Raw genomic sequence first — 24652 nt, 5'->3', positions numbered from 1 at the left:
GAAGGGACATGCGTAGCTTAAAGATTATCGCTCTCGCGCTGTCGGGATCGGCGCTGTTGGTGGCCGGCTCGGCGCACGCACAGGGCATTCCGGTCCATGATGTTAGCTCGATCCTCCAGCAGATCGAGCAAGTGCGACAGGGCGTGCAGGTGATCCAGCAGGGCGCCGCTCAGATACAAGAAGCGCAGAAGCTCTACCAAGACCTCAACAAGATGACCGACATTGGCAACGTCGCCAATCAGCTCAAGAACGACGTGCTGCGGACCAGCAACGTGTCGTCCAGCAGCCTCGACGGCTACACCAATGGCGATCTCAACGTCATCGGCGGCCTTCGGGGCAAGGCCAATGACGTCTATCAGGATCTCATCGGCCGTGGGCCGCAAACGATGACGGCCGCGCAGCGGGCCGCATACGAGCAGGGCTCGCGCGAGGCGGCCGTTTCGACGGGTCTGGCAAGCAACGTCGGCGATGCCGTTACGAGCCGGCGCGAGGGCCTGGAAGAGTTGCGCTCCCGGCTCAACAGCTCGACGTCGGCGGCCGAGCGAGCCGATATGTCCGCGCGCCTCCAGCTCGAAACCGCGCAGATGATGAACGATCAGATGGGCTTGCAGGCAATCGAGCTTCAACGCCGTGCAAAGGCGCAAGCCGACTATCAGCGCAGCCTCGCGTCGAACAAGGCCGAGATTGACAAGCTGCGGACTGAGGCCGGGGTCAATCCGTGATGAAATGGCCTTGGCTCATCCCCTGTATTTTGATGCTGGCCGCCTGCGGCAAGAATGACTCGGCCTCTGAGAATGGCGAGCTTCGGTCTGACATGCCGGCGCGGACGACAAAGTATTACCTCCAGCATCGCGATGAACTCGCGGAGATGGAGGCGATTTGTGGCGCATGGCGGGCATCTCAACGCCCGCCCGCTTCATGGCCTGCCGTGGTGATCGGCAATTGCAACAGTGTGAATGCAGCAAAAACTTCAATCTCAAATGGTGCCGAGACCGACAAGCTCCGCAAGGAAGCCGGTATCTAATTGAGGTTGAACAATCCGGGATCGGATGATGGGTTTCAATATCTACACCGAGATGTTCAACCAGCTCAACGCTGCTTTGGCGGGCGTGATGGCCACCTATGCAGGGGTTATCGGTTGGATTTCCGGTCCGCTCCGGGTGGGAGTGACGATCTACATCATCCTGCTCGGCTTCGCGATCCTGCGAGGCGCGGTCGAATATCCTTTCCGTGAGTTCGTCTATCGCGGCATGAAGCTCGCGGCGCTCGTCTTCGCGGTAACGACACTATACGGTGCCTCGGTCGGGCTGCTCGCTATGGATGGCCTGCCGAGAGAGGTTGCGAACGCCGTAGGCGCGCAGGACGTCAATGGCCTGGGCGGCTTCTTCGACGGCATTTTGAAGGGCGCGGTTCGCGCTATCGCGAACATCAAAGAGATCGTTGCTGCACACACCGCGGAGGAAGGGGAAAACCTCGTCGGCATCCCGAACAACTGGGATGAAATCATCGTCAGCGAAATCATCAATGTCGTCATTATGCTGGCCGCGTTGCTGGCGTCGGCTCTCGGCTTCGCGATATGTGCCTTCGCCCTTTTCGCACTGGCGCTCTTGGCGGCGGTCGGTCCGCTTTTTGTGGCCGCGCTGTTGTTCGACTCCACGCGGCCGTTCTTTTTCCAGTGGCTCGGCAGCATCGTAAATTACGTCATTCTCGTAGCCTTCGCGCTGCTGGTGACGGTTTTCATCTCCAATGCGGCCGATGCGTTCATTGACGCGATCACGCAGGATGACTCGCTGATCCTCGCATCGGTGAAGGCACTCGGTTTCTACGCGCTTGGGTTCTTCTTCTTTTTGCAGATACCGAGCATGGCCGCCGGCTTGGGTGGCGGAGGCGCGTCGCTCGCGACGCAGTTCGCGAACGCCGCGACCGGGAACGTCGCGCCGATGCTCGGCCGCGCTTGGTCGAACGCGCCGCAAAGAGCGATCAGCCGTTGGCAGGCCAATCGTGCTCGTCGCGCCGAAGCAAGAGCCGCTGGTGGCGGCACCCTCTACAACAACAGCTAACGGGAGACCCGGCATGAAGCTCGGCTCGGCACTGGCCTTTCTCGCCCTCGCGACCCTCACTCCGTCAATCCCGGCAAGCGCCGCAAAGGACGAAAAGCTGCCCCGCTGCAACGGGCGGCAGAAGCGGCCTGCGAACCCATATGGGACGGTGTTGCCGACGATTCCGGCGCCGAACGCTGTGTCGGCCGCTGCGGCGTCGCCCGAGGGGGGTGTGCCACGTGGCACACCCCCGGCGCAGCCATCGCCTCCCCCCACAACCAACCTTTTCCCTCCCGAGAACGCGGCGCCGGGGCCGACGGGGCCGGATACGTCACGAAACGAGAAGGTGCCGGCGATCGGTGCGGTCAGCCCCGGCGCCGGCCCGACCGCGGCGCTCCAAACCTCATATGCGAGCTGCTGACATGGCGATCGGCGTGAAGGACAAAGAGGAAGATCTGAAGGCTTATTTCGCGGAAGCGGAAAGCTGGGACAGGGATCGGTTCGTTGCTGCGGTCCGCTCGCGGCGCATCGCGTGGATCGTTGCCATCGTGGCGATGGCGTTCGCTGCGATCTGCGCCGCGGCCGTGTTGGCGCTCTCGCCGCTCAAGACGGTGGTTCCCTATGTCGTCACGGTCGATCGATCGACCGGCGCTACGGAAGTCACCCAGGAGCTGCGAGGCGACAGGACCATCACCTATGACGAGGCGATCCGTAAGTATTTCCTCGCCGACTATGTGCGCGCTCGCGAAGGGTGGATTCCCCAAGCGCGCGAGGAGTTCTTTCGCAAGGTGCTGGCGCTATCGGCGCGGGAAGAACAGAACCGCTGGACGGCCTTCTACAAGAAGGACAACCCGGATTCCCCGCAAAATCAGTTCACCGCCAGCGATGCGGTGTTCGTGGCGATCCGCTCGGTTGCTTTCATTTCGCCCAACGTCGCGCAGGTCCGGTTCATCAAGCGGCTCCAGCGCGATCAACAGGTGATCGAGACGCCGGCGATCGCGACCATCACTTTCGATGTGCTGTCGAAGCCGGAAACGGAGTCCGGCCGATACGCCAATCCGCTCGGATTTCAGGTGAAGACATACCGGGCCGACGTGGAGGTTCCCGCACGATGAAGACGATCCTGCTCCTGGCTGCGGCGATTGGCGCCGTGTCGGCAACGCCTGCGCTGGCGCAGACCCCGATGCAGCGCGGCCCCGATGCCCGTATCCGTGAGGTCAATTATACCGACGGCAACGTGATTCAAATCCGGAGCGCGTTCCGGACCGCGACGCAGATCGAGTTCGCCCCCGGCGAGGTCATCAAGTTCGTGGCGATGGGTGACACGGTGTCGTGGGAGGTCGCGCCGGCTGAAAACTCCCTCTTCGTCAAGCCTCGCGAGCGTGCCGGCGCCACGAACCTGATCGTGGTGACGGATTTCCAGGGGACCAAGCGCAACTACACGTTCGAGCTTTCAGCGGTCGCGTCATCGCGCTCGCCGGGCACCTTCTTCAAGGTCCGGCTCCGTTACCCCGAATATGAAGCGGCGCAGGCCCGGTTGGCGGCGCAGCGCCAGCAGCTCGCCGCGGCGCTCGCTGCGCAGAACGGCGCGATCAAGTCAGCCCTCGACATAGGCGTCCTCGAAGGGACGCGGAACCTCAACTACAAGGTCCAGGGCTCATCCGACCTGCAACCGTCCGAAGTCAGCGATAACGGGCAATTCACGGTCCTGCGCTTCCCAAACCAGCGCGAGATCCCCGCCATCTTCACCGTCAACCCGGACGGGAGCGAGGCAACGGCGCCTTTCGACGTCCGCGACGAGTTCGTGGTCATCCACGGCGTTTACAAGGAAATGCGCCTCCGCCGGGGGAAGGTGGTGCTGTGCATCTACAACGAAAGCCCGAACTTCTACGGCCGCGATCCCAAGACGGACACGGCCTCGGAAGCGGTCGAGCGCACGACGGAGAACTGACGTGTCCGATAAGAGATTCGACGTCGATGCGACGCCCGACGTGAACGAAATCGACCGCACCCCTGCGGCCGATCGTCCGAACCGCATTCCCTCGCTCAATGCGGTCCAGTGGGACAACAAGAAGATGGTGGTAGGCGCGGCGCTGGCGGGGGCGATCGTCTTCGGCGTGCTGTCTCTCGTCACCGGCTCGGGGAGCGGCAACAAGGCCCTCGATGCGAGAAAGGCACCGCCCCCGGCTGCGGAGGCGCCTTATGATCCCAATTCGGTGATCGCGCCGACGCTCGCGACGGCGCCGCGCGATCCCAACGCGCCCGTCCAGCTCGCCGGCGAACAGGTGCCGGCGATCGGCCCGGATGGTCAGCCGATCACGCCGAATGGATCGGCGGGAGGCCAGAGCCGTGCGGCAAGCGAGGCGGAACGACGCGCGACGGAAGCTCGAACCCTGCGCGACAACGCCCGCCGTTCAACCCTGATCGCCTACAATGCCAATGAGGGCGTGAGCCGCGCCCTGGGCGGCGTAACCGGCGCCGGCGCTGGCAATGCGCAGGACGTTGGCGACAGCGCGCCGCCCAAGGCGACGAACCTCGACACGCTAAAGCAAACCTCGACGATCGGCACGGCCTCGGCCCGCATGATCGGGGATCGCAACTATCTCGTCACTGCGGGGGCGATCATCCCCTGCACGCTGCAAACCGCGATGGATAGCGGCGTGCCCGGCTATACGACCTGCATCATTCCTCGAGATGTGTATTCGGATAACGGCCGTGTCGTGCTTCTCGAGAAAGGGACGCGCGTTTTCGGCGAGTATCAGGGCGGGTTGCAGCGCGGGCAAAATCGGCTCTTTGCGATGTGGACCCGTGCCGTCACACCTCGCGGCGTGGCGATCGACATAGGTTCGCCGGCCTCCGATCCGCTCGGCCGTGCCGGCATCACCGGCAAGGTCGATCGTTTCTTCTGGCAGCGCTTCGGCGCCGCCATGCTGTTCAGCGTCCTCGACGCGGGCGGGCAAATCGCCGGCCAGGCTGTCAGTCCGCAAGGCTCGACGGTGTTCCGCACCCCCGGCGACACAACGTCGCAAATTCTCCAAGACACGCAGAACATTCGCCCCATTGTGCGGGTGAATCAGGGGACCGAGCTGGCGATCACAGTCGCCAAGGATTTCGACTTCTCGCAAGTCTATGGGCTGGGCCTGAAATGAACGCGCCGTTCCGCAACACGGCGATCCTCGATCACGCCGTTCGGCCGCTCCGGCGCTACCTCGATGACGATGGCGTTACCGAAGTCATCATCAATGAACCTACGATCGTCGGCGTCGAGCGACGCGGAGGCTGGACCTGGGAGAGCGAAGGCGATCTGACGCTCGACGCGCTCAATCAACTGGCCCGGGCAGCGGCCGCTTTCACATCGCAGGACGTGACGCGCGAAAATCCGATCTGCTCGACGATCTTTCCGACCGGCGAGCGTGTCCAGCTCGTGCTGCCGCCTGTCGTGCCCGACGGCACGGTGTCGATAACGATCCGCAAGCCGTCGACGAAGACGCTCACGATGCAGGATTTTGAGGCGAGCGGCCTGTTTGCGCATACAAAGGTCGCGAGCAAGCGGGTCAGCCCTGTCGAAGAAAAGCTGCTCGGCCTGCTCCACGCGGGCAGGCACGTGGAGTTTTTCGAGCTGGCTGTGCGCAGCCGGCTCAACATTCTGATTTCCGGCGCCACGGGCTCGGGCAAGACGACGTTCTCCAAGGGCCTTATCCAGCTCATTCCAGAGCATGAGCGCCTTCTGACGATCGAGGACACGCGCGAGCTGGTGGTGCCTCACAAGAACGTCGTCCACATGATCTACAGCAAGGACGGCAACGGCACCGCCAAGGTGACGGCCAAGGAGCTGCTGGAAAGCGCGCTGCGCATGAGGCCCGATCGCATCCTGCTCCAAGAGCTGCGCGACGGGACGGCGTTCTTCTATCTCCGCAACGTCAACAGCGGCCATCCCGGTTCGATCACGACAATCCATGCGGACTCGGCCGAGCTGGCGTTTGAGCAACTGACGCTGCTGGTGAAGGAGAGCGAAGGCGGCGCCGATCTCGCGCGCGATGACATACGCTCATTGCTGAAGATCCTCGTCGACGTCGTGGTGCAGATGAAGAAGGAGGAAGGCGAGTTTCAGATTACCGAAATCTACTATGATCCTGCAGGGCGTCATGCAGCCTAGGAAGGGCACCATCCTCGCGATGGGCATCCCCGTCGCGATCGTCGTCGCCTTCCTCATCACGTCGGTCGTGGCGTGGATCTACCTCGGCCTCCCCAGCGCGAAATTCGACATTTTCAAGATGCCGGGCTTCTTCTGGTATTATCGGCACGATCCGGTGGTGCTGAAGGCGCTTGCCGGAGGCGGCCTAGTTGGCGCCATCATCGCCGGCCTCATGCTGTGGTGGGTGCTGAAGCGTAAGCCGCCGTTGCACGGCGCCGCCCGCTTCGCAAAGGAAGGCGAAATCCGCCGCGCCGGCTTCCGGGCAGACAGCGGCATCGTCCTCGGCAAGAAGGGCGGCAAGTTCCTCACGTTCGGGGGTAGCGAACACTGCATCGTCGAGGCCCCTACCCGCTCGGGCAAGGGCGTCGGGATCGTCATCCCGAACCTGCTGTCATGGCAGGAATCGGTCGTGGTTCTCGACGTGAAGCGGGAAAATTGGGATGCCACGGCGGGTTTTCGCCAGACCTACGGGCAGGCGGTTTACCTGTTCAACCCGACCGATCCCGAAGGGCGGACCGCCCGCTACAATCCGCTCGGCTATATCGACCGCACCGATCCCGACCAGGTTGTGATCGAATTGCAGAAGATCGCCACCATGCTTTTCGTGCCCCCCGAAAGGGGCGAGCCCTTCTGGACGGATTCGGCGCGAACCGCCTTTGTTGGCGTCGGCGCCTACTTGGCAGTTGCCGATCAGCCGTTCACCATTGGCGCGATTTACCGGCTGATGACAACGGGCGATACGCGGGGGTTCTTCCGCCGCGTTCTCGATGATCGCTCGCTCGATCTGTCGCAGGGATGCCGCAACGCGCTCGCCGACTTCACGTCGGGGGCGGACAACACGTTCGCCGGCATCGTCCAGACCGTCACCTCCAAGCTGAGCCTCTGGCTCAATCCGCGCGTTGATGCGGCGACGGAAGAGTGCGACTTCGATCTGCGCGAGCTGCGCACCAAGCCCATATCGATCTATCTTGGCGTCTCGCCCGACGAGCTGGATCGGGTGGCCCCCCTCTACAATCTCTTGTTCCAGCAGCTCGTCGATCTGAACGTGCGCGACCTTCCTGATGCGGCGACGCCGCTGAAGGTTCTCGTTATCCTCGACGAGTTCGCGAGGATCGGCCGCGCACAGGTGATCGCCAGCGCCTTTTCCTACGTCGCCGGGTACGGCATCCGCCTCCTGCCAGTGATCCAGTCCCGATCGCAGCTCCGCGCCGTCTATGGCGAGCATGTCGCCAACGAAATCGTCGCCAACTGCGGCGTCGAGGTCGCCTTCACCCCCAAGGAGCTGCGGGTCGCAAATGAGCTTTCCGAAAGGATCGGCTATGTTGGGCAGGAATCCGTCACCAAGTCGCTGACGATCCACGGCGTTCTCGCCAACCGCTCCAAGTCTATGTCGGATCAGCGCCGCGCCCTCCTGCTCCCGCAAGAGCTGATGCAGTTTCCCGACGACGAATTGCTGCTCCTGCGGGGCGGCATCCCGCCGATTCACGGCGACAAGATCCGCTACTATTCGGACGGACTTTTCAAGGCTCGCGTGCATCCGGCGCCGGAAGTGCCGCCGATCCCGCGAACGCTGCGCGACGATGAAGACTTGCCTGATTGCGTGATGCCGACATTCGACCAGCTAACCGACCCTGATCCCTTCACGTTCGCAATGGATTGCGTCGTCACCCAGGATCATCCGGACATGCTCATCGACGTGTCGGCCGAGCGACAGGGAAACGAGGTTGTAGGTGTGATCGAACAGGAGCGGTGACATGGTTGAGAATGTCGATGCTGCCGGCGCCGGCAAGGAAGGCGAAAGCCGCCGTCGTCGACCAATGGAAGTGCCCCCCGAGCTGGACTCGCGTTTCCTGCGCGTCGGCAACAAGCTCTATCGCAGCGCGCATGACAAGGAGCCTGTCGCGACCCTCGCCCACGATCGCATCAAGGCGAAGGATCGGGAATCACTTCCCGATCTGATCCGGCTCGCCAAGGAAAACGGATGGACATCGATCAAAGTGAGCGGCGACGCGGATTTCCAACGCGCCGCCTATCTCGCCGCCTCGGCGCAGGGGATCAAGGTTGATGGTTATCAGCCCGACGAAAAGACCAGGGCCGCGGCCGAACGGGAGCAAGCCAGGCAGGCCGGGGTTCCCGACAACCAGGCCCGCTCGCCCCGCACCGCCAACCAGGCCCGCGACAGCAAGGAGCAGCCGGAACCGCGCGCCGATCTCGCTGAACGCTTCCGCCGCCAGTCGGACGTCCAGAACGCGAAAGACCCTGAGCTGCGCAAAGCGCAAAGCCACGTCTCGCTTGCAATGGTCGTCGCAGGGGAGCGTTTCCCAAACGACCATACGAAGCAACGCGAGTTTGTGGCGGAGCGAAAGGAAGAGGTCGCGATGAGGATCGGCCGTGGCGAGACCATCGCCGGCATCGAGGTTAAAGCGCGCCAGGAACAGCGCGTGCGCGAGATGGCGCAGGATCAGATTCTACAGAAATCGCGAAGCCGGTAATGAGCGAGCAGCGATCCGCCTAACGCCATCGCGCTCACTACTAGACTGCTGACCCGAGATGGCTTCCATCTGGCACCGCCATTCGGGTCTAGCTCTTACTGGGGGCCGGTGAGAGGATGGTCGAAAACGTACGCTAAGTGTCCCGGCCTTGCTGGTGGAGCCGGAGCGGCCTGAACCGTTCACGGGGTTTGTCGATCTCGCCCCAAAGATAGTCGCCGGTCAGGCCGACATGCTCCCAGCCCAGCGGGGCGACGTGGGCGAGCAGTTCGTCGGGCACGTCGACGCCGCTGCCGCGCAGATGACGGACGGCGCGGTCGAGATAGACGGTATTCCAGAGCGTCACGGCCGCGGTGGCGAGGGTCAGGCCGGATGCACGATGGCGCTGGTTCTCGAAGGTGCGGTCGCGCAGTTCGCCGAGCCGGTTGAAGAAGATGGCGCGGGCGAGCGCGTTGCGGGCCTCGCCCTTGTTGAGGATGCTGCCGGTGCGGCGCCGCTGGTCGGGATCGTCGAACCAGTCGAGCATGAACAGTGTGCGCTCGATCCGTCCAATCTCGCGCAGGGCGCGGGCGACCGGGTTCTGACGCGGGAAACCCGCCAGCTTGCGCAGCATGACCGAGGCGCTGACGGTGCCGGCACGGATCGAGGCGGCAAGGCGCAGGGTTTCGTCCCAGTTCTCCTCGATCGCGCGGAGGTTGACCGGCCCGGCGACGAGCGGGCGCAGCGTCGGCCACGGGTCGAGCGGCGACAGGCCATACAGCCGGCGCTCGTTGAGGTCGCGGATGCGCGGTGCGAAGCGGAAGCCGAGCAGGTGGCACAAACCGAAGACGTGATCGACCGCGCCGGCGGTATCCGTCGCATGTTCGCGGATCACCAGTTCGCTCTCATGGTCGAGCAGGCCGTCGAGGACATGCGCGGCTTCGCCGGCATTGGCGGCGATGACCTTGGTATGGAACGGCGTAAAGCGGTCGGTGACGTGGGTGTAGAACAGCACGCCGGGTTCGGTGCCGTAGCGGGCGTTGCGATCGGCGAGGGCCTCGCCCTGACCACCGGCGCGGAAGAACTGGCCGTCCGACGACGATGTGTCGCCCGGTCCCCAAACCGCCGCGAGGGGATGCGCGGTGTGGCAATCGACGATCGCCGCCAGCGCCGACAGGTAGGTTTCGTCGCGCACATGCCATTCCGCCGTCCAGCGCAGGCGAGGCAACGTCAGCCCGCGCGAACTTTCGGCCATGCGGCCCAGGCCGAGATTGGTCGCATCGGCGAGGATCGCACCCATCAGCGCGGATTGGTCGGAGGCGGAGGCGCCGCTGCGCGCATGGACGAAGCGGTCGGCGAAACCCGACCATGCGGCGACCTCGACCAGCAGGTCGGTGATGCGGACGCGCGGCAGCATCGCGTAGAGCCGGGCCTTCAGTGCATCGGCATCGTCGGAGGGAGAGCGCCGGATCGGCGAGATCAGCAACTGCCCGCGCTCGATTGTCACGTCGACCAGCTCGCCCGCCGCGGCTGCGCGTTCCACCTCCGTCATGCGCCGGACCAGTAGGGTGCGGCGCTCCTCATACCATTCGGGGAAGTCGGTCGGCACGGCCAGGCGCAGATCGCCGGTCGCGCGCATCGCCTCAAAAGTGGGCACGGGCAGCTGATAGTCGTCGAGCGTGCGATAGGCGCGGCTGCCGTCCACCCAGATGCTGCCCGACCCGAGCCGCTCGCGCAGATGGACGATCACCGCGATCTCGTAAGCGCGCCGGTCGATCGTCCCTTCCGCAGGCTGCACGACCTTGCGCCAGCGCGGCTTGATGAAGCTGGTTGGCACCCGCTTCGGCAGGGCCGATCGACCGTCGCGGTACATCGTGCGCAACACCTCGATCGCGCCGAGCAGCGGATCGCCCGACCGCGCGGTGCGGAAAGTGAAAGCGGCAAGAAACGTCGGGGCGAACCGCCGGACGGCGGTATAGCGTTCGACCACTTCCTCCAGCCCGTCGTCGGCCGAGCGCGTCAGGTCCTCGGCGAAGCGGATGCTGCGTTCGAGTTGCTCCCAGCCAACCTTGGCGTCGATCGTGCGGAAGGCATCGCGCCCACTCGCGCGAGCATCGACCAGAAGGCGACCGAGCCGGGCATGGAAGCGTGCGGTGTCCTTCAGCATCCGTGCCTGGCCGAGCAACCGATCGGAGCGGTTGCGGTCGGCGCGGCGGAACAGCGCGCCCACCATCTTCTCGACCATGACCAGTGCGGCATCAGTCAATCCCGCCTCCATCTCGATCATCGAGGCGATGAGCATGGCGAGCCGGCGCAGGCGTTCGAGACGTCGCAGGTGCTGGGCGGTGACGATACCGGCGGTCCGTGCGATGACGGCATAGCGGGCGGCATGTATACGTCGCGCCCTATCCGCTGCGATCCCGATGCCGCGCACAGCGTCAAGCCGTTCGATAATCCCTTTCAGGTTGGCGGCCGAAGGGGCTTCGGGCCATTCGCGTATCCACCCGAGCCGGGTGCGGCCGTGGTCGTCGGTTGCGATCAGATGTTCGAGCGCGGCTTCCTGCTCGGCCGAACAGTCGCGGATCAGGTTAGCATGAGCGGCCTTGCGCGCCCGTGTCCGCACGATAAGCGCGAGCCGTTCCAGCGTCGATGGTGCCGGCAGCACGATCCGGTCTGCGCGCAGGCGATCGACCATGCCGGCGACAATCGTCTCGCCCCGGTCGGTCGAGGCGGCGATCTCCGATCCCAGCGCCAGCATCGCTCGCACGTCCACTCGCGCAAAGGCACGCAGACCGAGCAGGGCTTCGATTTCGGCACGGTGTTCGCGCAGCGTCGTGGAGCGCATGGCATAGCCGGTGAAGTCGTCGGCCGCGCACCCGATCTGCTCGGCGAGCAGCTTGAGTATGGCGTCGGGCACCGCCTCACCCATCAGCAGCCCGCGGCCGGGATGACGCAGGTAGCAAAGCTGCACCGCGTAGCCGATCCGGTTGGCCCCGCGCCGACGTCGCGCCACCTGCGCCAGATCATCGGGACCGAGCGTGTAGAGCCGTTCAATCGTCGCGCGATCAGCGGGCGGATCGAAGATGGCAGTGCGCTGCGCGGGCGACAGAATGGTCTTGGTCGGCATCGGTGTCCTGTTCGTCACGAAACAGGAAAGCGGACCTGTTCATGGAGCATAGACCAGAAGACGGGTTATGTGACAGGATGAGGATTGTTGGAGGAGCGCTCCCGCTCTGTCACACGAACGGACGTATATGTGACAACCCAGATCGGTTACGCCCGGGTGTCAAAGGCAGATGGTAGCCAGGTCCATGACCTCCAGCGCGACGCGTTGATCGGCGCCGGTGTCGCTCCCGAGCATATCTATGAGGATGCGGCTTCAGGGCGGCGCGACACACGCCCGGGACTGGATGCCTGCCTCAAGGCACTTCGGCGCGGCGATACGCTGGTCGTGTGGAAGCTGGACCGGCTTGGCCGCGACTTGCGCCACCTCGTCAACCTGGTCGGAGATCTGACCAAGCGGGAAATCGGCCTGAAGGTGCTTGCGGGCGAAGGCGCTTCGATCGACACCACAACCGCCAACGGCCGCCTGATCTTCGCGATATTTGCCGGGCTTGCTGAGTTCGAGCGCGAGCTGATCGTCGAGCGCACCCAAGCAGGCCTCGCTTCAGCGCGCGCGCGCGGTCGATATGGCGGACGTCCATTCAAAATGACGCCGGCCAAGCTGCGTCTTGCTCAGGCGGCAATGGGAAAGCCTGAAACGAAGATCGCCGACCTGTGTGCTGAACTCGGCATTACCCGGCAGACCCTTTACCGACACGTCACGCCCAAGGGCGAGATTAGACCAGATGGTGAAAAGCTGCTGGCCCAGCGTAACCGGCAGCTGCGCTGAGTGGTCGTAAGCGCCCGCCCGCGTCCGCTTTCGGGTCGTGCCCAGAGCCGATCTAATGGCGAGGTCTGGGTGGATCGCGGACATGCCTATCCCTCTACTGCACGTAAACCAACATAAGTAGAGGTGCCATTGATACGTAGATGTGCAATCGCCTCGCGATGACCGACAACTGACAAACCAAAGCAATTGAGATCTCTTACCGATCTTTGCGTAAGACACACTTGGTCACCATTCACCTGGTAAGTCGCGTTTTCAGATAGGAGGCCTTGCGCACTTGTGACGATGACCTTTCCGGGAGCGTGGAAGTGCAGCCCTGGGAAGGAAAGTCGCTGCCTCTCGATTGGTCTCAAGAATTTGCCTTTGAGGAATTGAGCCAATCCGGCGCCTTCGAGCTTGCGTCCCGACTGGTAGTCTCTTTCAGGGGATGTGCGCTGCGCGGGTGAAGCCACTTGGCCGTTCGATGCTAGAGCATACTTGTCAGCAACCACGGCGTAAGCGCAAGTCAGCGCGAGTAGCAGATATGCAGCTCGATGAACCTTAAGCAACATGAGCCTCTATCCCCTTTTCGCGCCGGCCTCCAGGGCGTGCGGCTGCTAAACGCCGTATGCGGATTCTCGGCGATCTATGTTAACAGATAATTAGAATGGAACTGCCGAACGGCGTTCCAAGCAGGCGTTCTGGGGCGAGCTAACGAGCTGCGCAGCGTCTGGGATGGGGCGCAAGCCGAAAGGCAGGTTTCAGATCGCTGGAGGGGCAAGCGGACATCGGGCCAGCGCCGGATGCAACGTCGGCTTTCCCGCGGCTTTGGCCCAAAAGCCGCTAGGCAGCTCACGCCCCATTTCGGTCATTGAGGCGAGCAATCCGGACCCCCGAAAGCAGCCATTCGTTTGTCTCGATTTGTCCCGTTTCTCCATCTCCGGAGGGGAATTTCGGGAAAGAGCAATCGGGAACAGGATTCGGGAAAGCGGATCCATTCGGCGGCCGACAGCCCGACCACTTGGGGGAGGCGTCCCGCTGGCCGTTCCCAATCGGGAACGGTGCCGGAGACGATCCTAACTTCGGAAAGCTTTCCTGTCCCCGTCACGGACCCTAGGCGCTGATGCGGTTGGCCACGAGTTCGTCGACCACCGCAGGGTCGGCCAAGGTTGACATGTCTCCGACTTCGCCCGGTTTCCCTTCGGCAATCTTGCGCAGAATGCGGCGCATGATCTTGCCGCTGCGCGTCTTGGGTAGGCTGGGCGCAAACTGGATCGCATCGGGCGTGGCGATCGGACCGATCTCGCTGCGCACCCATTTGCACAGCGCGGCACGCAGGGCCTCGTCGCCCTCCTGATCCGCGTTGAGCGTCACGAAGGCGTAAATGCCTTGTCCCTTGATATCGTGCGGCATGCCCACCACCGCCGCTTCCGCCACACGCTCATGCGCCACCAGCGCGCTTTCGACTTCGGCGGTGCCCATGCGGTGGCCCGATACGTTGATCACATCATCCACCCGGCCGGTAATCCAGTAATCGCCATCGGCATCGCGACGTGCGCCGTCTCCGGTGAAATAGCTGCCCGGGTAGGTGCTGAAATAGGTCTGAAAGAAGCGTTCGTGATTGCCGTAAACCGTGCGCATCTGACCGGGCCAGCTACGGGTGAGGACGAGATTGCCCTCCACCGCGCCGGCCAGTGTGCGGCCTTCGGCATCGACCAGTTCCGGAAATACACCCGGCAGCGGCTTGGTCGCCGATCCTGGCTTCGCCTCCGCCGTGCCGTTCACGGGCGCGATCAGCGCCGCGCCAGTTTCGGTCTGCCACCATGTGTCGACGATGTCGCAACGCTCGCCGCCGATCACGCGGTGATACCAGTTCCAGGCCTCGGGATTGATCGGCTCGCCTACGGTGCCGAGCAGCCGCAGCCGGGACAGATCGTGTTGTTTCACCGGCTCCTCTCCTTCGCGCATCAGCGCGCGGATCGCGGTCGGCGCGGTGTAGAACACGGTGACGCCCAGACGCTGGCACGTTTCCCATAGGCGTCCGGCATCAGGATAGGTCGGCACGCCGTCAAACATTACCGTGCTGGCGCCGTTCGCGAGCGGCCCGTAAACGACATAGCTGTGGCCCGTGATCCAACCGACATCGGCCGTGCACCAGAATAGATCGTCGTCGGCTAACCCGAATAGAAGATCCGTGGTGAGCGTGACCCACAGGAGATAACCGCCGGTGCTGTGCAGCACGCCCTTGGGCTTGCCGGTCGATCCGCTGGTGTAGAGAATGAACAGCGGATCTTCCGCATTCATTGGCTCGGGCGGACAATCGGCATCGACCCCTTTGCTCAAGTCGTGCCACCACCAATCGCGGCCCTCCTTGAGATCGACCTCGGTCGTCGTCCGCTGTACGACGATAACCGTTTCGACCCCGCCCGCCTTTGCACAGGCCGCGTCGACATTGGCCTTTAGGGGAACCGACCTGCCGCCGCGCCTGCCTTCATTGGCGGTGATAACGAGCTTGGCGCCGCAATCGGAAATACGATCAGACAGACTATCGGGTGAAAAGCCACCGAACACCACCGAATGTACCCCGCCGATTCGTGTGCAGGCAAGCATGGCGATCGCGGCTTCGGGTACCATCGGCATGTACAGGACTACCCGATCTCCCTTGGCGACTCCGCGGCCCTTCAACACATTGGCGAAACGACAGACTTCCGTATGCAGTTCGCGGTAAGTGAGGGTTCGCCCCTCGCCCGGCTCGTCCCCTTCGAAAACGATGGCGGCGTTGTCGCCACGGGCATCCAGATGGCGATCGAGGCAGTTGACCGAAACATTCAGTTCGCCGTCGGCAAACCAGCGAATGCCGAAGTCGGCTTTGTCGAAGCTGCTCTCGTCCGCTTTGGTCGGGAAGACGCTCCAGTTCAGGCGGCATGCCTCGGCCAGCCAAAAGGCGTCGGGATCGCGCTCCACCGATGCTTGCATCGCGTGAAGCCTGTCGGTTGCCGCCAACATGGTGATCTCGGCCTTCTCATAGACACGGCTTCGCACGAGAAAGCGTCGGCCCGTTCCGTTGTCGAGGCTGAACATCCCGCCCCGTCCCTCCACCACGTCGAGGATCAGCTGCGTGTGCTTCCATGCCGCGAATTGCTGCGCCCCGATATAGACTGGCGTGGTGCCTATGGTGCCGAGCAGCACGTCCGATCCGCCAAGGCAAAACTCGCTGCGGGGATAAACCATCGGGCTGGAACCGTCGCAGCAACCGCCCGACTGGTGGACCAGCACCGGGCCGTGACGGTCGACGATTTCGGCCAGCAGCGCCGCTCCCGCCTCGGTGGCAATCACACGGCGAACCAAAGCGGCCCGCCCCATTTTTCCCTCGTCCTGCTCGTCACCGTTCGCCATTATACGGTCAGGTCGAGGACGACCCGCCCTTCGATCTGGCCCTGCCGCATACGGTCGAACACCGAGTTGATGTCTTCGAGACCGGCAGTCGAGATCGTCGCCTTCACCTTGCCGTCGCCAGCGAATTCGAGCGATTCCTGCAGGTCCAGCCTGGTGCCGACGATGGAGCCGCGTATGGTAATACCGTTCAGTACCATGCCGAAGATGTTGAGCGGGAAATCACCCGGCGGCAGGCCGTTAAGCGCGACGGTGCCGCCGCGCCCGATCATGCCGACCGCCTGTTCAAAGGCCTTTTCGCTCACCGCGGTCACCAGCGCGCCGCGCGCGCCTCCGCTGGTCAATCGCCTTACCGTCGTGGCGGGATCATTGTCCGTCCGTGCGTTGACCGTCTCCACCGCACCGAGCCTGCGGGCGAGGTCGAGTTTGGCGTCGTCGACGTCGACGGCGACCACCTTCATCCCCATGGCCACCGCATATTGTACCGCCATATGGCCGAGACCGCCGATGCCGGAGATGACGACCGCATCGCCGGGCCGGGTATCGGTCATCTTCAGGCCCTTGTAGACCGTCACGCCCGCGCACAACACCGGCGCGATTTCGTTGAAGCCGACATTGTCCGGCAGGTGGCCGACATAATTGGGGTCGGCCAGCACGTAGTCGGCGAACCCGCCATTGACCGAATAGCCGGTGTTCAACTGGCTTTCGCACAGCGTCTCCCATCCACCGAGGCAGTGCGTGCAGTGACCGCAAGCGGTGTAGAGCCAAGGCACGCCGACCCGGTCGCCTTCCTTCACGTGGGTCACGCCCTTGCCCACAGCGGAGACAAAGCCCACGCCTTCGTGGCCCGGGATAAAGGGCGGCTCGGGCTTTACCGGCCAGTCGCCTTCTGCGGCGTGGAGGTCGGTGTGACACACACCGGAGGCCTGAATGGCAACCTGGATCATGCCGGGCTGGACCTCGGGAACCGGAACTTCCTCGATCCGCAGTGGCTCGCCAAAGGCGCGCACGACGGCGGCTTTCATGGTCTTGCTCATGACATCTCTCCTGTAGTTTTATCGTTCGAAGGCCGGGCGGCGGGCGAAACTCCGCGTCGCCGTGCCCGGGCTGTTCGCCTCAGAAGAAGCCGAGCTTCTTCGGGCTGTAACTGACCAGCATGTTCTTGGTCTGCTGATAGTGGTCGAGCATCATGCGGTGGTTTTCGCGCCCGATGCCGGATTGCTTGTAGCCGCCGAACGCCGCGTGGGCGGGATAGGCATGGTAGCAATTGGTCCACACACGTCCCGCGCGGATCGCGCGGCCGAAGCGGTAGCAGGTGTTCGCATCCCGGCTCCACACGCCCGCGCCCAGGCCATAAAGCGTATCGTTGGCGATGTTCAGCGCCTCATCCTGGTCCTTGAAGGTGGTGACCGACAGGACCGGTCCGAAGATTTCCTCCTGAAAAATCCGCATCCGGTTATGGCCACGGAACACGGTGGGTTTTACATAGTAGCCGCCTGCAAGATCGCCTTCGAACCGGGCTGCCTCGCCGCCGGTCAGCAGTTCGGCGCCCTCCTGTTTGCCGATATCGATGTAGGATAGGATCTTCTGCTGCTGTTCGGATGATGCCTGCGCGCCGATCATTGTCTCCAGATCGAGCGGATTGCCTGCCTTGATCGCCTCAACGCGCTGGATCGCGCGTTCCATGAAGCGGTCGTAAATGTTCTCATGCACCAGTGCCCGGCTTGGACAGGTGCATACCTCGCCTTGGTTGAGCGCGAACATCACTAGGCCCTCGATCGCCTTGTCGAGATAATCGTCGTCCTCGCGACATACGTCCTCGAAAAAGATGTTCGGACTTTTCCCGCCGAGCTCCAGCGTCACCGGGATCAGGTTCTCGCTGGCATATTGCATGATGAGCCGACCCGTCGTCGTCTCGCCCGTGAAGGCAATCTTCGCGATGCGGTTGCTGCTGGCGAGCGGCTTGCCGGCTTCCAAGCCGAAGCCGTTGACCACGTTGACCACCCCGGCGGGCAGCAGGTCGCCGATGATTTCCATCAGGACCATGATCGACGCCGGCGTCTGTTCGGCCGGTTTCAATACCACGCAATTGCCTGCCGCCAGTGCCGGTGCGAGTTTCCACACCGCCATCAGGATCGGGAAGTTCCACGGAATAATCTGGCCGACCACGCCCAGTGGCTCATGGAAATGATAAGCGACCGTATCGTGATCGATCTCCGAGATACCGCCTTCCTGCGCGCGGATGCAGCCTGCGAAATAGCGGAAGTGATCGATCGCCAGCGGAATGTCCGCGGCCATTGTCTCGCGTAGCGGTTTTCCGTTGTCCCAGGTTTCCGCGATGGCGAGCTCGCGAAGATTTTCCTCCATCCGGTCCGCGATCCGATTGAGGATCAAGGCTCGCTCGCTAACGCTGGTGCGGCCCCAGGCCTCCTTCGCCGCATGCGCCGCATCCAGCGCGGCTTCGACATCGGCCGCCTGACTGCGTGCCACCTGACCAATGGATCTGCCGGTAATCGACGAGATGTTGTCGAAATAGCGCCCGTCCTTGGGCGCGGTCCACTTTCCGCCGATGAAGTTGTCGTAGCGTTCCGCGAACGGCACCGTCATCGAAGTGGCGGGGTTGGTCTGTATGTCCATCACGTCATCCTCTCGAAACCGCCGGATCCTTCCGGTCGCGAGGACGATAGTTCCGCGAGATGGCGGCGGTGCACAGGGACTGCCGGTTGATGGAATGGGTCGATTGTCTCGCTATCGAGACAATGGGGAGACCAGATATGTCAGCGACGCTGCAAACCTACCCTTTCCATTCGACGATAGAGAGTAGCTCGACCGATGCCGAGTTCCTTTGCCGCCTTGGTGGCGTTGCCGTCTGCCCGCGCCAGCGCGCGGCGCAAGAAAGCCCGTTCCGAGTCAGCGAACGAGGTGGCTTCTTCGCCACCGAGGATATTCGAAGCCGTGCGGCGGCCCCCGAGACACGCGTTGGTCAGTTTGAACCGATGCCTTGCAGCGAAGGTCGCGCCGATGACCAGATCGTCCCGATCAACGGCCAGCAAGGCTGCATCGCCGCCTGGCAGATTGGCATCGATGATCCGGTACGAGGCGAAATGCGCGCGAAAGATGCCGCTCTCGATCCGGCGAGCGGCATCCTGCACGATCTTCTGAACGAGCATTCCCATCGCGGCGCTGTGGTCGTAGCGGCAGTTCGAGATATCCAAGGCGCCGACAAGCTGGCCGGTCGCATCGCGCACCGGCGCATCCATGCAGCTTATGCCCGTATTCCGGCTGGCGAAGTGTTCATCTCGATGGATCGTGACCGGTCGACCCTCGATCAGGCAGGTGCCGATCCCGTTCGTGCCTTCCCGGCTTTCGCTCCACACTCCGCCGGGCGTCAAGCCGATCCGATCGAAAAGCTCGCGGTCACCCGCGAGGCTACGCGCTTCCAGAACGACACCGTCATTGTCCGACAGCATCACGGCGCAACCCGTGGCAGAGACGATCTGGAACAGCTGGTCGAGCAAGGGACGCGCGACCTCCAGCATCAACTCACAGCGTTGCCGCCGCTGAATCAGGTCACTTGCAGACACAAGATCTGGAACCCGATCGGCTCCTGCGTCGAGACCGTGCTTTAGGCCCGAACGACACCAGCTGGCAGCAACAAGCGAATGCGCGGCACTGGCTGAGCAATGCAGGACCTCTTCGACAACTGCTTCATGCCGATCCTTCATCGCGCCGGGATACACGAAATGTCGCCAGTTGTCGAACCAATGCCGTAGTGTTCTGCATCCCGCCAGCGGCCTTTGGTGTGAAGAAAGGTATCCTTGCGTCGATAAATTGACATCACGCTGACCGGTCACCCTGCCTGCATCGTGCCATCCGGCAATTGCTTGCAGCCGCCCATCGGTTCGTCCGTCAGTCAGGACAGGTCGCTCATTTTGCGCTTACTACGGAGCCTGAACCAGATCCAGACGTTTCCATCATTGAACTCCAACCTTGAGCTGAGAAGATTTCCGATTTCCGATTTCCGAACGGAAACGGACTGTTCTGACTGTCTTTCATACCCTTCCGATCGGGAATGGTATGAGAGCCTAGTTAGGGGCAGGACCCATTGATGTGAGCGTCGCGATCTGATTCAGGCTCCGCGAGGAGACCGGAATGAGTGACCTGTTTTGGCTGACGGATGAGCAGATTGAGCGGCTGCGGCCGTTCTTTCCCAAGAGCCACGGCCGGCCGCGGGTGGACGACCGACGGGTTCTGAGCGGCATCGTCTTCGTCAACCGCAATGGGCTGCGCTGGCGAGATGCGCCCAGCGCCTATGGGCCACACAAGACGCTCTACAACCGGTGGAAGCGCCGGGGTGAGGCAGGCGTGTTCACGCGGATGATGGAAGGGCTGGCGGCGGCAGGCGCCGAGCCGAAGACGGTTATGATCGACGCCACCTACCTGAAGGCGCACCGCACGGCATCGAGCCTGCGGGTAAAAAGGGGGGCCTTGGCCGCCTGATGGGCCGCACCAAGGGCGGCATGAACACCAAGCTCCATGCCGTAGCCGATGCGAACGGACGCCCCTTGAGCTTCTTTATGACCGCCGGGCAGGTCAGCGACTACACCGGTGCGGCCGCGTTGCTGGACGACCTGCCGAAGGCTCAGTGGCTGCTAGGTGACCGCGGCTACGACGCCGACTGGTTCAGGGATGCGCTCCAGGCCAAGGGCATCCAACCCTGCATCCCAGGGCGGCGGTCCCGCAACGAGCCGGTCAGGTACGACAAGCGCCGCTATCGGCGACGTAACCGCATCGAGATCATGTTCGGCCGCCTCAAGGACTGGCGCCGCGTCGCAACCCGCTACGACCGCTGCCCGACCGTCTTCTTCTCCGCCATCGCCCTCGCTGCCACCGTCATCTTCTGGCTGTAATCAACGAGTCCTGACCTTAAAGCATGATCGCGCGCTTGGTGGGTGCCACTGCGGTAAGCATGTAACTGTCCCAAAACACCATCGTTTTTGGGACGGCAGCTATCGCCTGCGGTCTCCCGAAAGCCGCATGTCCGGAAACCACCCACATATCGCCGTGACGCGGCTCATCAGCTTTGCCCGAAAGCGGACGCGGCCTAATTTGGTCGTCCGCTTACGTTTGGTCCTTAGCGTACGTTTTCGACCATCCTCTCACCGGTCCCCTTACTGCTGCGGATTGTGGGCGCGGCCTCGTAACCGAATACACTGCGTCCGCCATAAGCGTGGGACGCGGCACGTTCAGTCGCAATGTAGGAATCTATCGAAGGCCCCCTTGCCGTCCTTTCAAGAATTCGAGCCTGCTGATCCAATCTGCGAAGCGCCGCCAGTTCCTCGGTTTCCCCAAGTCTCGCCTTCTGAACCGCCGATTTCATTACAGCGATACTCCGGTCATAGACCTTCAGCGGCACGGGATATGGGTGCCCATCCTTGCCGCCGTGCGCCAAGGAGAAGCGAGCTGGATCGCTAAATCGGCAGGGTGCTCCATGCACCACTTCGGCGACCATGGCCAACGCACGCACGGTCCGCGCCCCAATGCCTGGAATGAGCAGAAGTTCGGGAAAATCCTTGGGACCGCGATCTGCCGCCGCAGCCAATGCACCGTGTAGCCGCCGCTCCACGACGTTTTCCGGGCGCACATCATGATGATCGGGCATAACGAGGTGCGGCAATGTGGCCTGACGCTCTATGCGAGGTTCAAGGCGTGCAAGTTCTCGAACAACGCCGCTAGGGCCAATTTCGGCAAGAAGCTGAAGCTGTCGGCGTCTCGACATCTCGGCCCGCCGATCCGCAAGATTGACGATGCTGCCTTGGTTCCGACCATCAATTGCAGCGTGAGGAGCATCGACAAAGCTGGTTAGATCCTCGCTGAGCCAATGATAGCGCCGTGCCTGTTTGCGATCTCCATTCATACCCTGCTGAATGACGACCCATCGTCCATCGTCGGTGACGATGAAGCCGTGGAGGTAGAGTTCGAAGCCGTCCTGCACTGCGGCGCTGTCGACCTTGGCGACTAACCGGCTTGCTTTGGCCAGCTCGGAACCATCGACACCCGTTCGCTCTCCCACAGCGAGAAGCTCATCAGGCGTGCGACGGCTGTGCTTCCCTCGCCCCCCGCAAATATGAAGTCCCAACTCTCCGGAGAGCGGCGTGAGCCCTCTTTTGAGGGCGCCCAACACACTTGTCGTAATACCCGACGAGTGCCAGTCCATGCCCATAACTGCGCCGAAGGACTGAAACCAAAAAGGGTGAGACAGGCGGCGAAGAAACTCGTCTCGGCCATATTCGTGTATGATCGCCTCGGCAATTACGGTCCCGAGCTTGGTCATACGCTGGCCGAGCCAAGCAGGCACGCGACCGCCATGAAGCGGCAGTACCGCCGACCCTCCCCTGCGGCTCATCGCGAAGCCTCGGCAAAAAATTCGCTCGTCTTTGACATGCCATGGGCATACCGCTTCACGAACATAATGGAAACATTTCGCTCTCAACCAATAGCTGAGCGACGGTCATCTTCGTCGTGGCGGCGGTTTTGGTGTGCCACGTGGCACACCCGGATCGGGCTGGGTTTCGGTTCTCGCGCGGTCCTGGGCGGCCTTCACGCGCGCTTCTGCCTCGCGCAACATGCGATCAGGGATCGTCTCGATGCTCGCCCGCTCCTGAATGAACTGGCGCACGTCGCGCGCGAGCTTTCGATCCTCGCGATCGGGGCTGCGATCGAGTTGTTCGGCTGCGCCCTCGTAGCGTCGTTTCGTGTCCTGCCAACGCTCGCGCGTCTTAGAAACGAACGGGGGTTGCTGGGCTTTCCCAAGCGCGACCTGCATCGCCTCTCGTGCTTGGCGTAGGTCTGCCTCGGTGGGCTGGCGCGATGCGCCGCTGCGTATCCGCGCGCGCAATTGCGTCAGCGCCATGCTGGTGCCCGCCCTCCCCTGGCCTCGGCTATAGCGCGGCGTCGCCTCGGCCTCGACGCCTCGGCTGCGCAGCGCGTCGGCGAACGCCTCTCGAAAGCGAAACAGATCCTCGCGCCTCGGATCGAACCGCTTGCGATTCAGGCCCTCGGCCTGGACTGTGAGATGGACGTGTGGCCGTGGTGTGTCGGTGTGGAGCGCCATGAGATAGTCGTGGTTATCGCCGATCATGCGCTCGGCTGTTTCGCGCACGGCCTGTTTCACGGTTTCGGGGTCAGTGCCGGCGGGCATTGAAAACACCATCGCCACGGCCGAAACCGTCGTGCCTTGGCGCCAATAGAGCGGATCGGACCATTCGTCCGCGATCCGCTGTGTGTCCTCCTTGGTGGCGATCAGCTCGCCGTCTCGCGTCTCGAGCGGAATGTCCCCGTGTCGCCCGATGTAATCGAGATGGGCGGCGAGATGCTTGGCGCCCTTTTTGCGGCCCGTAACTTTGACCAACACCTCCGGGGTGCGCCGCACGACGCGCGCGAGGACAGCCCTGGCCGAACCTCCCAAGCTCGATCGCGCTGACGCGGCCGATCGAGTTGCAAACGGGCCGGTGCCGTTGACCAGGTGCCGCGCGTATCTGATGTTCGGATCGCTGACGAGGCGCGGCTTGAAGCTCGGCTTCAATGCCCCCCATAGTTCGTCCTCGCGATCTCCGAACGGCATTAGTCGGCGACCTCCCAAAAGGCGGTCTCGCCGCGCAGCACGTCCGCCAGCGCCGCGATCTGCTCGTTGATCTCTTCGCGCATGTCGCCGATCCGGCGCAGCTCGCGATCGATCTGCAAGCCGCTATCCGCCATCATCGCGGCGTTCCCCGCCTTCATCGCCTGATTGAGATTTCGTCCGATCCGCGTGAGCTGCATCCGGATCGGCGCCACAGCGTCGCGCAGGCCGTCATCGACGCCGGATTTGAGCGCGAGATGCCGGCGAACCAATGCCTTGATCCATCCCGCGCGATCGACGCCGCGCTGCGCGGCCCGGTAATCGAGGACCGCCGTTTCGGCATCCGTGAAGCGCAGATTGACGCGATTGCCCGGACTATCCGACCGCGGTGCGATCCGGGGCGCGTCGGCGACTTGCTTCAAAGACTGTTGAAGAACGGTGCGGAGGAGCGCGCTGCGCCCTCCCCTGCCCTCGGCCACGGCGTCGAACGCGGCCAGCAACTCGCGATCGACGCGAGCCGTCAACATCGCTGTTTCCTTGGTGGGGGATGCAGGCTGCGGCGCGATCGACATGGCCCCATAGGGATAATGTAATACACGAGACGCCGCAATACCTATCCTGCCATCAAACATCCCCCACTAAAATTGGGCCTTAAAGTGTGCCACGTGGCACACCCAATCCGTCTGGAAGTGATGAAGTCGCGGAAGAAAGGATTGGACCTGGGCGCGAGCGTCGGCCGCTGCCGGCGCTCTCTGTCGCAACCGGCGCGATCAGCGCCAGCTCACCATGCGCGGTTCTGCCTCATCCTCGAAATGCAGCCATGCTTCGACGATCATCGCACGCTTGCCCTCGATCTCGATCGTCGGCCGCTCTACCCGCTGCTTGCCACCTTTCGGCTTTGAGGCAGCGCGGGGGGGAGGGGTCACAGCCGGCGCCGAAACGACAGGCACCGGCGTCTCCTCAAGCGCGCGATCGGCCTCGTCGTCCCTGATCTCGTCCGTCGTCGGCGCTGGCGGCGTAGCAACCGGCGCGGGACCGGATGGCGCGTCCGAAACGGGCGAGGGGGGC

At 63.1% G+C, this 24652-nt stretch carries 19 protein-coding genes and 1 pseudogene; 11 read left to right on the top strand and 9 right to left on the bottom strand.

The features are described 5' to 3' along the window. Positions 1-8 precede the first annotated feature (8 nt). The 9 genes from ACRYLO_RS19280 to ACRYLO_RS19240 all read left to right on the top strand — a co-directional run bounded on the left by ACRYLO_RS19280 (position 9) and on the right by ACRYLO_RS19240 (position 8726). Positions 9-722, top strand: a complete 714-nt coding sequence (locus tag ACRYLO_RS19280) for a type IV secretion system protein (protein ID WP_482661797.1) — start codon at positions 9-11, stop codon at positions 720-722. Further along, a complete protein-coding gene (locus tag ACRYLO_RS19275) occupies positions 722-1024 on the top strand; it encodes a hypothetical protein (RefSeq protein WP_482661796.1) in 303 nt (100 codons plus the stop codon). Before ACRYLO_RS19280 ends, ACRYLO_RS19275 begins: the two co-directional genes overlap by 1 nt. A gap of 28 nt (positions 1025-1052) precedes the next feature. Continuing rightward, positions 1053-2060: a type IV secretion system protein gene (locus tag ACRYLO_RS19270; protein WP_482661795.1), complete on the top strand. Its 1008-nt coding sequence runs from the start codon at positions 1053-1055 to the stop codon at positions 2058-2060. A 401-nt stretch (positions 2061-2461) separates the two neighbouring features. Next, positions 2462-3154 (top strand): VirB8 family type IV secretion system protein, encoded by a 693-nt coding sequence (locus ACRYLO_RS19265; protein WP_482661794.1) that lies wholly within the window; start codon positions 2462-2464, stop codon positions 3152-3154. After that, complete coding sequence (locus ACRYLO_RS19260) at positions 3151-3990, top strand: TrbG/VirB9 family P-type conjugative transfer protein (protein ID WP_482661793.1); 840 nt, start codon at positions 3151-3153, stop codon at positions 3988-3990. Before ACRYLO_RS19265 ends, ACRYLO_RS19260 begins: the two co-directional genes overlap by 4 nt. 40 nt (positions 3991-4030) lie before the next feature. Beyond that, a complete protein-coding gene (gene virB10, locus ACRYLO_RS19255; protein WP_482661792.1) occupies positions 4031-5188 on the top strand; it encodes a type IV secretion system protein VirB10 in 1158 nt (385 codons plus the stop codon). Further along, on the top strand, positions 5185-6195 hold the full coding sequence (virB11, locus tag ACRYLO_RS19250) for a P-type DNA transfer ATPase VirB11 (RefSeq protein ID WP_482661791.1): 1011 nt from the start codon (positions 5185-5187) through the stop codon (positions 6193-6195). The genes virB10 and virB11 overlap by 4 nt, the downstream gene beginning before the upstream one ends. Continuing rightward, positions 6167-7987: a type IV secretory system conjugative DNA transfer family protein gene (locus ACRYLO_RS19245; RefSeq protein WP_482661790.1), complete on the top strand. Its 1821-nt coding sequence runs from the start codon at positions 6167-6169 to the stop codon at positions 7985-7987. Before virB11 ends, ACRYLO_RS19245 begins: the two co-directional genes overlap by 29 nt. 1 nt (position 7988) lies before the next feature. Next, positions 7989-8726: an LPD7 domain-containing protein gene (locus ACRYLO_RS19240; RefSeq protein WP_482661789.1), complete on the top strand. Its 738-nt coding sequence runs from the start codon at positions 7989-7991 to the stop codon at positions 8724-8726. A 133-nt stretch (positions 8727-8859) separates the two neighbouring features. Here the strand turns inward: ACRYLO_RS19240 and ACRYLO_RS19235 are convergent, their stop codons facing one another. Then, positions 8860-11829, bottom strand: a complete 2970-nt coding sequence (locus ACRYLO_RS19235; RefSeq protein WP_482661788.1) for a Tn3 family transposase — start codon at positions 11827-11829, stop codon at positions 8860-8862. Between the two features lie 129 nt (positions 11830-11958). Here ACRYLO_RS19235 and ACRYLO_RS19230 point away from each other — a divergent pair, with 129 nt between their 5' ends. Next, a complete protein-coding gene (locus ACRYLO_RS19230; protein ID WP_482661787.1) occupies positions 11959-12594 on the top strand; it encodes a recombinase family protein in 636 nt (211 codons plus the stop codon). A 1089-nt stretch (positions 12595-13683) separates the two neighbouring features. On the opposite strand, the gene acs is transcribed toward ACRYLO_RS19230, so the two are convergent. The 4 genes from acs to ACRYLO_RS19210 form a co-directional block, all read right to left on the bottom strand. Further along, entirely contained in the window at positions 13684-15966 is a 2283-nt protein-coding gene (gene acs / locus ACRYLO_RS19225) for an acetate--CoA ligase (RefSeq protein ID WP_394427752.1), read from the bottom strand. Continuing rightward, positions 15966-17000, bottom strand: a complete 1035-nt coding sequence (adhP, locus tag ACRYLO_RS19220) for an alcohol dehydrogenase AdhP (protein WP_066278433.1) — start codon at positions 16998-17000, stop codon at positions 15966-15968. Before adhP ends, acs begins: the two co-directional genes overlap by 1 nt. 79 nt (positions 17001-17079) lie before the next feature. Further along, entirely contained in the window at positions 17080-18600 is a 1521-nt protein-coding gene (gene adh / locus ACRYLO_RS19215; RefSeq protein ID WP_183937418.1) for an aldehyde dehydrogenase, read from the bottom strand. A gap of 140 nt (positions 18601-18740) precedes the next feature. Continuing rightward, on the bottom strand, positions 18741-19688 hold the full coding sequence (locus ACRYLO_RS19210) for a helix-turn-helix domain-containing protein (RefSeq protein ID WP_137861163.1): 948 nt from the start codon (positions 19686-19688) through the stop codon (positions 18741-18743). Between the two features lie 427 nt (positions 19689-20115). On the opposite strand from ACRYLO_RS19210, the gene ACRYLO_RS19205 reads away from it, so the two are divergent. Next, a protein-coding gene (locus ACRYLO_RS19205) for an IS5 family transposase (protein WP_482661786.1) occupies positions 20116-20873 on the top strand; the annotation gives its coding sequence in 2 pieces (ribosomal slippage) (positions 20116-20437 and positions 20437-20873; 759 coding nt in all). 224 nt (positions 20874-21097) lie between these two features. Here ACRYLO_RS19205 and ACRYLO_RS19200 read toward each other — a convergent pair. From ACRYLO_RS19200 to ACRYLO_RS19185, 4 genes and pseudogenes are all read right to left on the bottom strand, one after another. Further along, on the bottom strand, positions 21098-22369 hold the full coding sequence (locus ACRYLO_RS19200) for a DUF763 domain-containing protein (RefSeq protein ID WP_482661785.1): 1272 nt from the start codon (positions 22367-22369) through the stop codon (positions 21098-21100). 105 nt (positions 22370-22474) lie between these two features. Continuing rightward, positions 22475-23587, bottom strand: coding sequence for a relaxase/mobilization nuclease domain-containing protein (locus tag ACRYLO_RS19195; RefSeq protein WP_482661784.1), 1113 nt, complete (start codon positions 23585-23587; stop codon positions 22475-22477). After that, positions 23587-24216, bottom strand: coding sequence for a hypothetical protein (locus ACRYLO_RS19190; RefSeq protein ID WP_482661783.1), 630 nt, complete (start codon positions 24214-24216; stop codon positions 23587-23589). The genes ACRYLO_RS19195 and ACRYLO_RS19190 overlap by 1 nt, the downstream gene beginning before the upstream one ends. A gap of 138 nt (positions 24217-24354) precedes the next feature. After that, positions 24355-24652, bottom strand: a pseudogene (locus ACRYLO_RS19185) (ParB/RepB/Spo0J family partition protein); the annotation flags it as partial.

Source organism: Sphingomonas sp. SDUR79 (assembly GCF_056821745.1).
The sequence above is the reverse complement of the archived record's forward strand: the minus strand, read 5'-3'. Positions and strand labels throughout refer to the sequence as shown.

What these genes read in the sequence shown, in the direction of transcription:
- ACRYLO_RS19280 (WP_482661797.1), top strand. Translation starts at nt 9, where the DNA reads ATGCGTAGCTTAAAGATTATCGCTCTCGCGCTGTCGGGATCGGCGCTG.
- ACRYLO_RS19275 (WP_482661796.1), top strand. Translation starts at nt 722, where the DNA reads ATGAAATGGCCTTGGCTCATCCCCTGTATTTTGATGCTGGCCGCCTGC.
- ACRYLO_RS19270 (WP_482661795.1), top strand. Translation starts at nt 1,053, where the DNA reads ATGGGTTTCAATATCTACACCGAGATGTTCAACCAGCTCAACGCTGCT.
- ACRYLO_RS19265 (WP_482661794.1), top strand. Translation starts at nt 2,462, where the DNA reads ATGGCGATCGGCGTGAAGGACAAAGAGGAAGATCTGAAGGCTTATTTC.
- ACRYLO_RS19260 (WP_482661793.1), top strand. Translation starts at nt 3,151, where the DNA reads ATGAAGACGATCCTGCTCCTGGCTGCGGCGATTGGCGCCGTGTCGGCA.
- virB11 (WP_482661791.1), top strand. Translation starts at nt 5,185, where the DNA reads ATGAACGCGCCGTTCCGCAACACGGCGATCCTCGATCACGCCGTTCGG.
- ACRYLO_RS19245 (WP_482661790.1), top strand. Translation starts at nt 6,167, where the DNA reads ATGATCCTGCAGGGCGTCATGCAGCCTAGGAAGGGCACCATCCTCGCG.
- ACRYLO_RS19240 (WP_482661789.1), top strand. Translation starts at nt 7,989, where the DNA reads ATGGTTGAGAATGTCGATGCTGCCGGCGCCGGCAAGGAAGGCGAAAGC.
- ACRYLO_RS19235 (WP_482661788.1), bottom strand. Translation starts at nt 11,829, where the DNA reads ATGCCGACCAAGACCATTCTGTCGCCCGCGCAGCGCACTGCCATCTTC.
- acs (WP_394427752.1), bottom strand. Translation starts at nt 15,966, where the DNA reads ATGGCGAACGGTGACGAGCAGGACGAGGGAAAAATGGGGCGGGCCGCT.
- adhP (WP_066278433.1), bottom strand. Translation starts at nt 17,000, where the DNA reads ATGAGCAAGACCATGAAAGCCGCCGTCGTGCGCGCCTTTGGCGAGCCA.
- adh (WP_183937418.1), bottom strand. Translation starts at nt 18,600, where the DNA reads ATGGACATACAGACCAACCCCGCCACTTCGATGACGGTGCCGTTCGCG.
- ACRYLO_RS19210 (WP_137861163.1), bottom strand. Translation starts at nt 19,688, where the DNA reads ATGAAGGATCGGCATGAAGCAGTTGTCGAAGAGGTCCTGCATTGCTCA.
- ACRYLO_RS19200 (WP_482661785.1), bottom strand. Translation starts at nt 22,369, where the DNA reads ATGAGCCGCAGGGGAGGGTCGGCGGTACTGCCGCTTCATGGCGGTCGC.
- ACRYLO_RS19195 (WP_482661784.1), bottom strand. Translation starts at nt 23,587, where the DNA reads ATGCCGTTCGGAGATCGCGAGGACGAACTATGGGGGGCATTGAAGCCG.
- ACRYLO_RS19190 (WP_482661783.1), bottom strand. Translation starts at nt 24,216, where the DNA reads ATGTTTGATGGCAGGATAGGTATTGCGGCGTCTCGTGTATTACATTAT.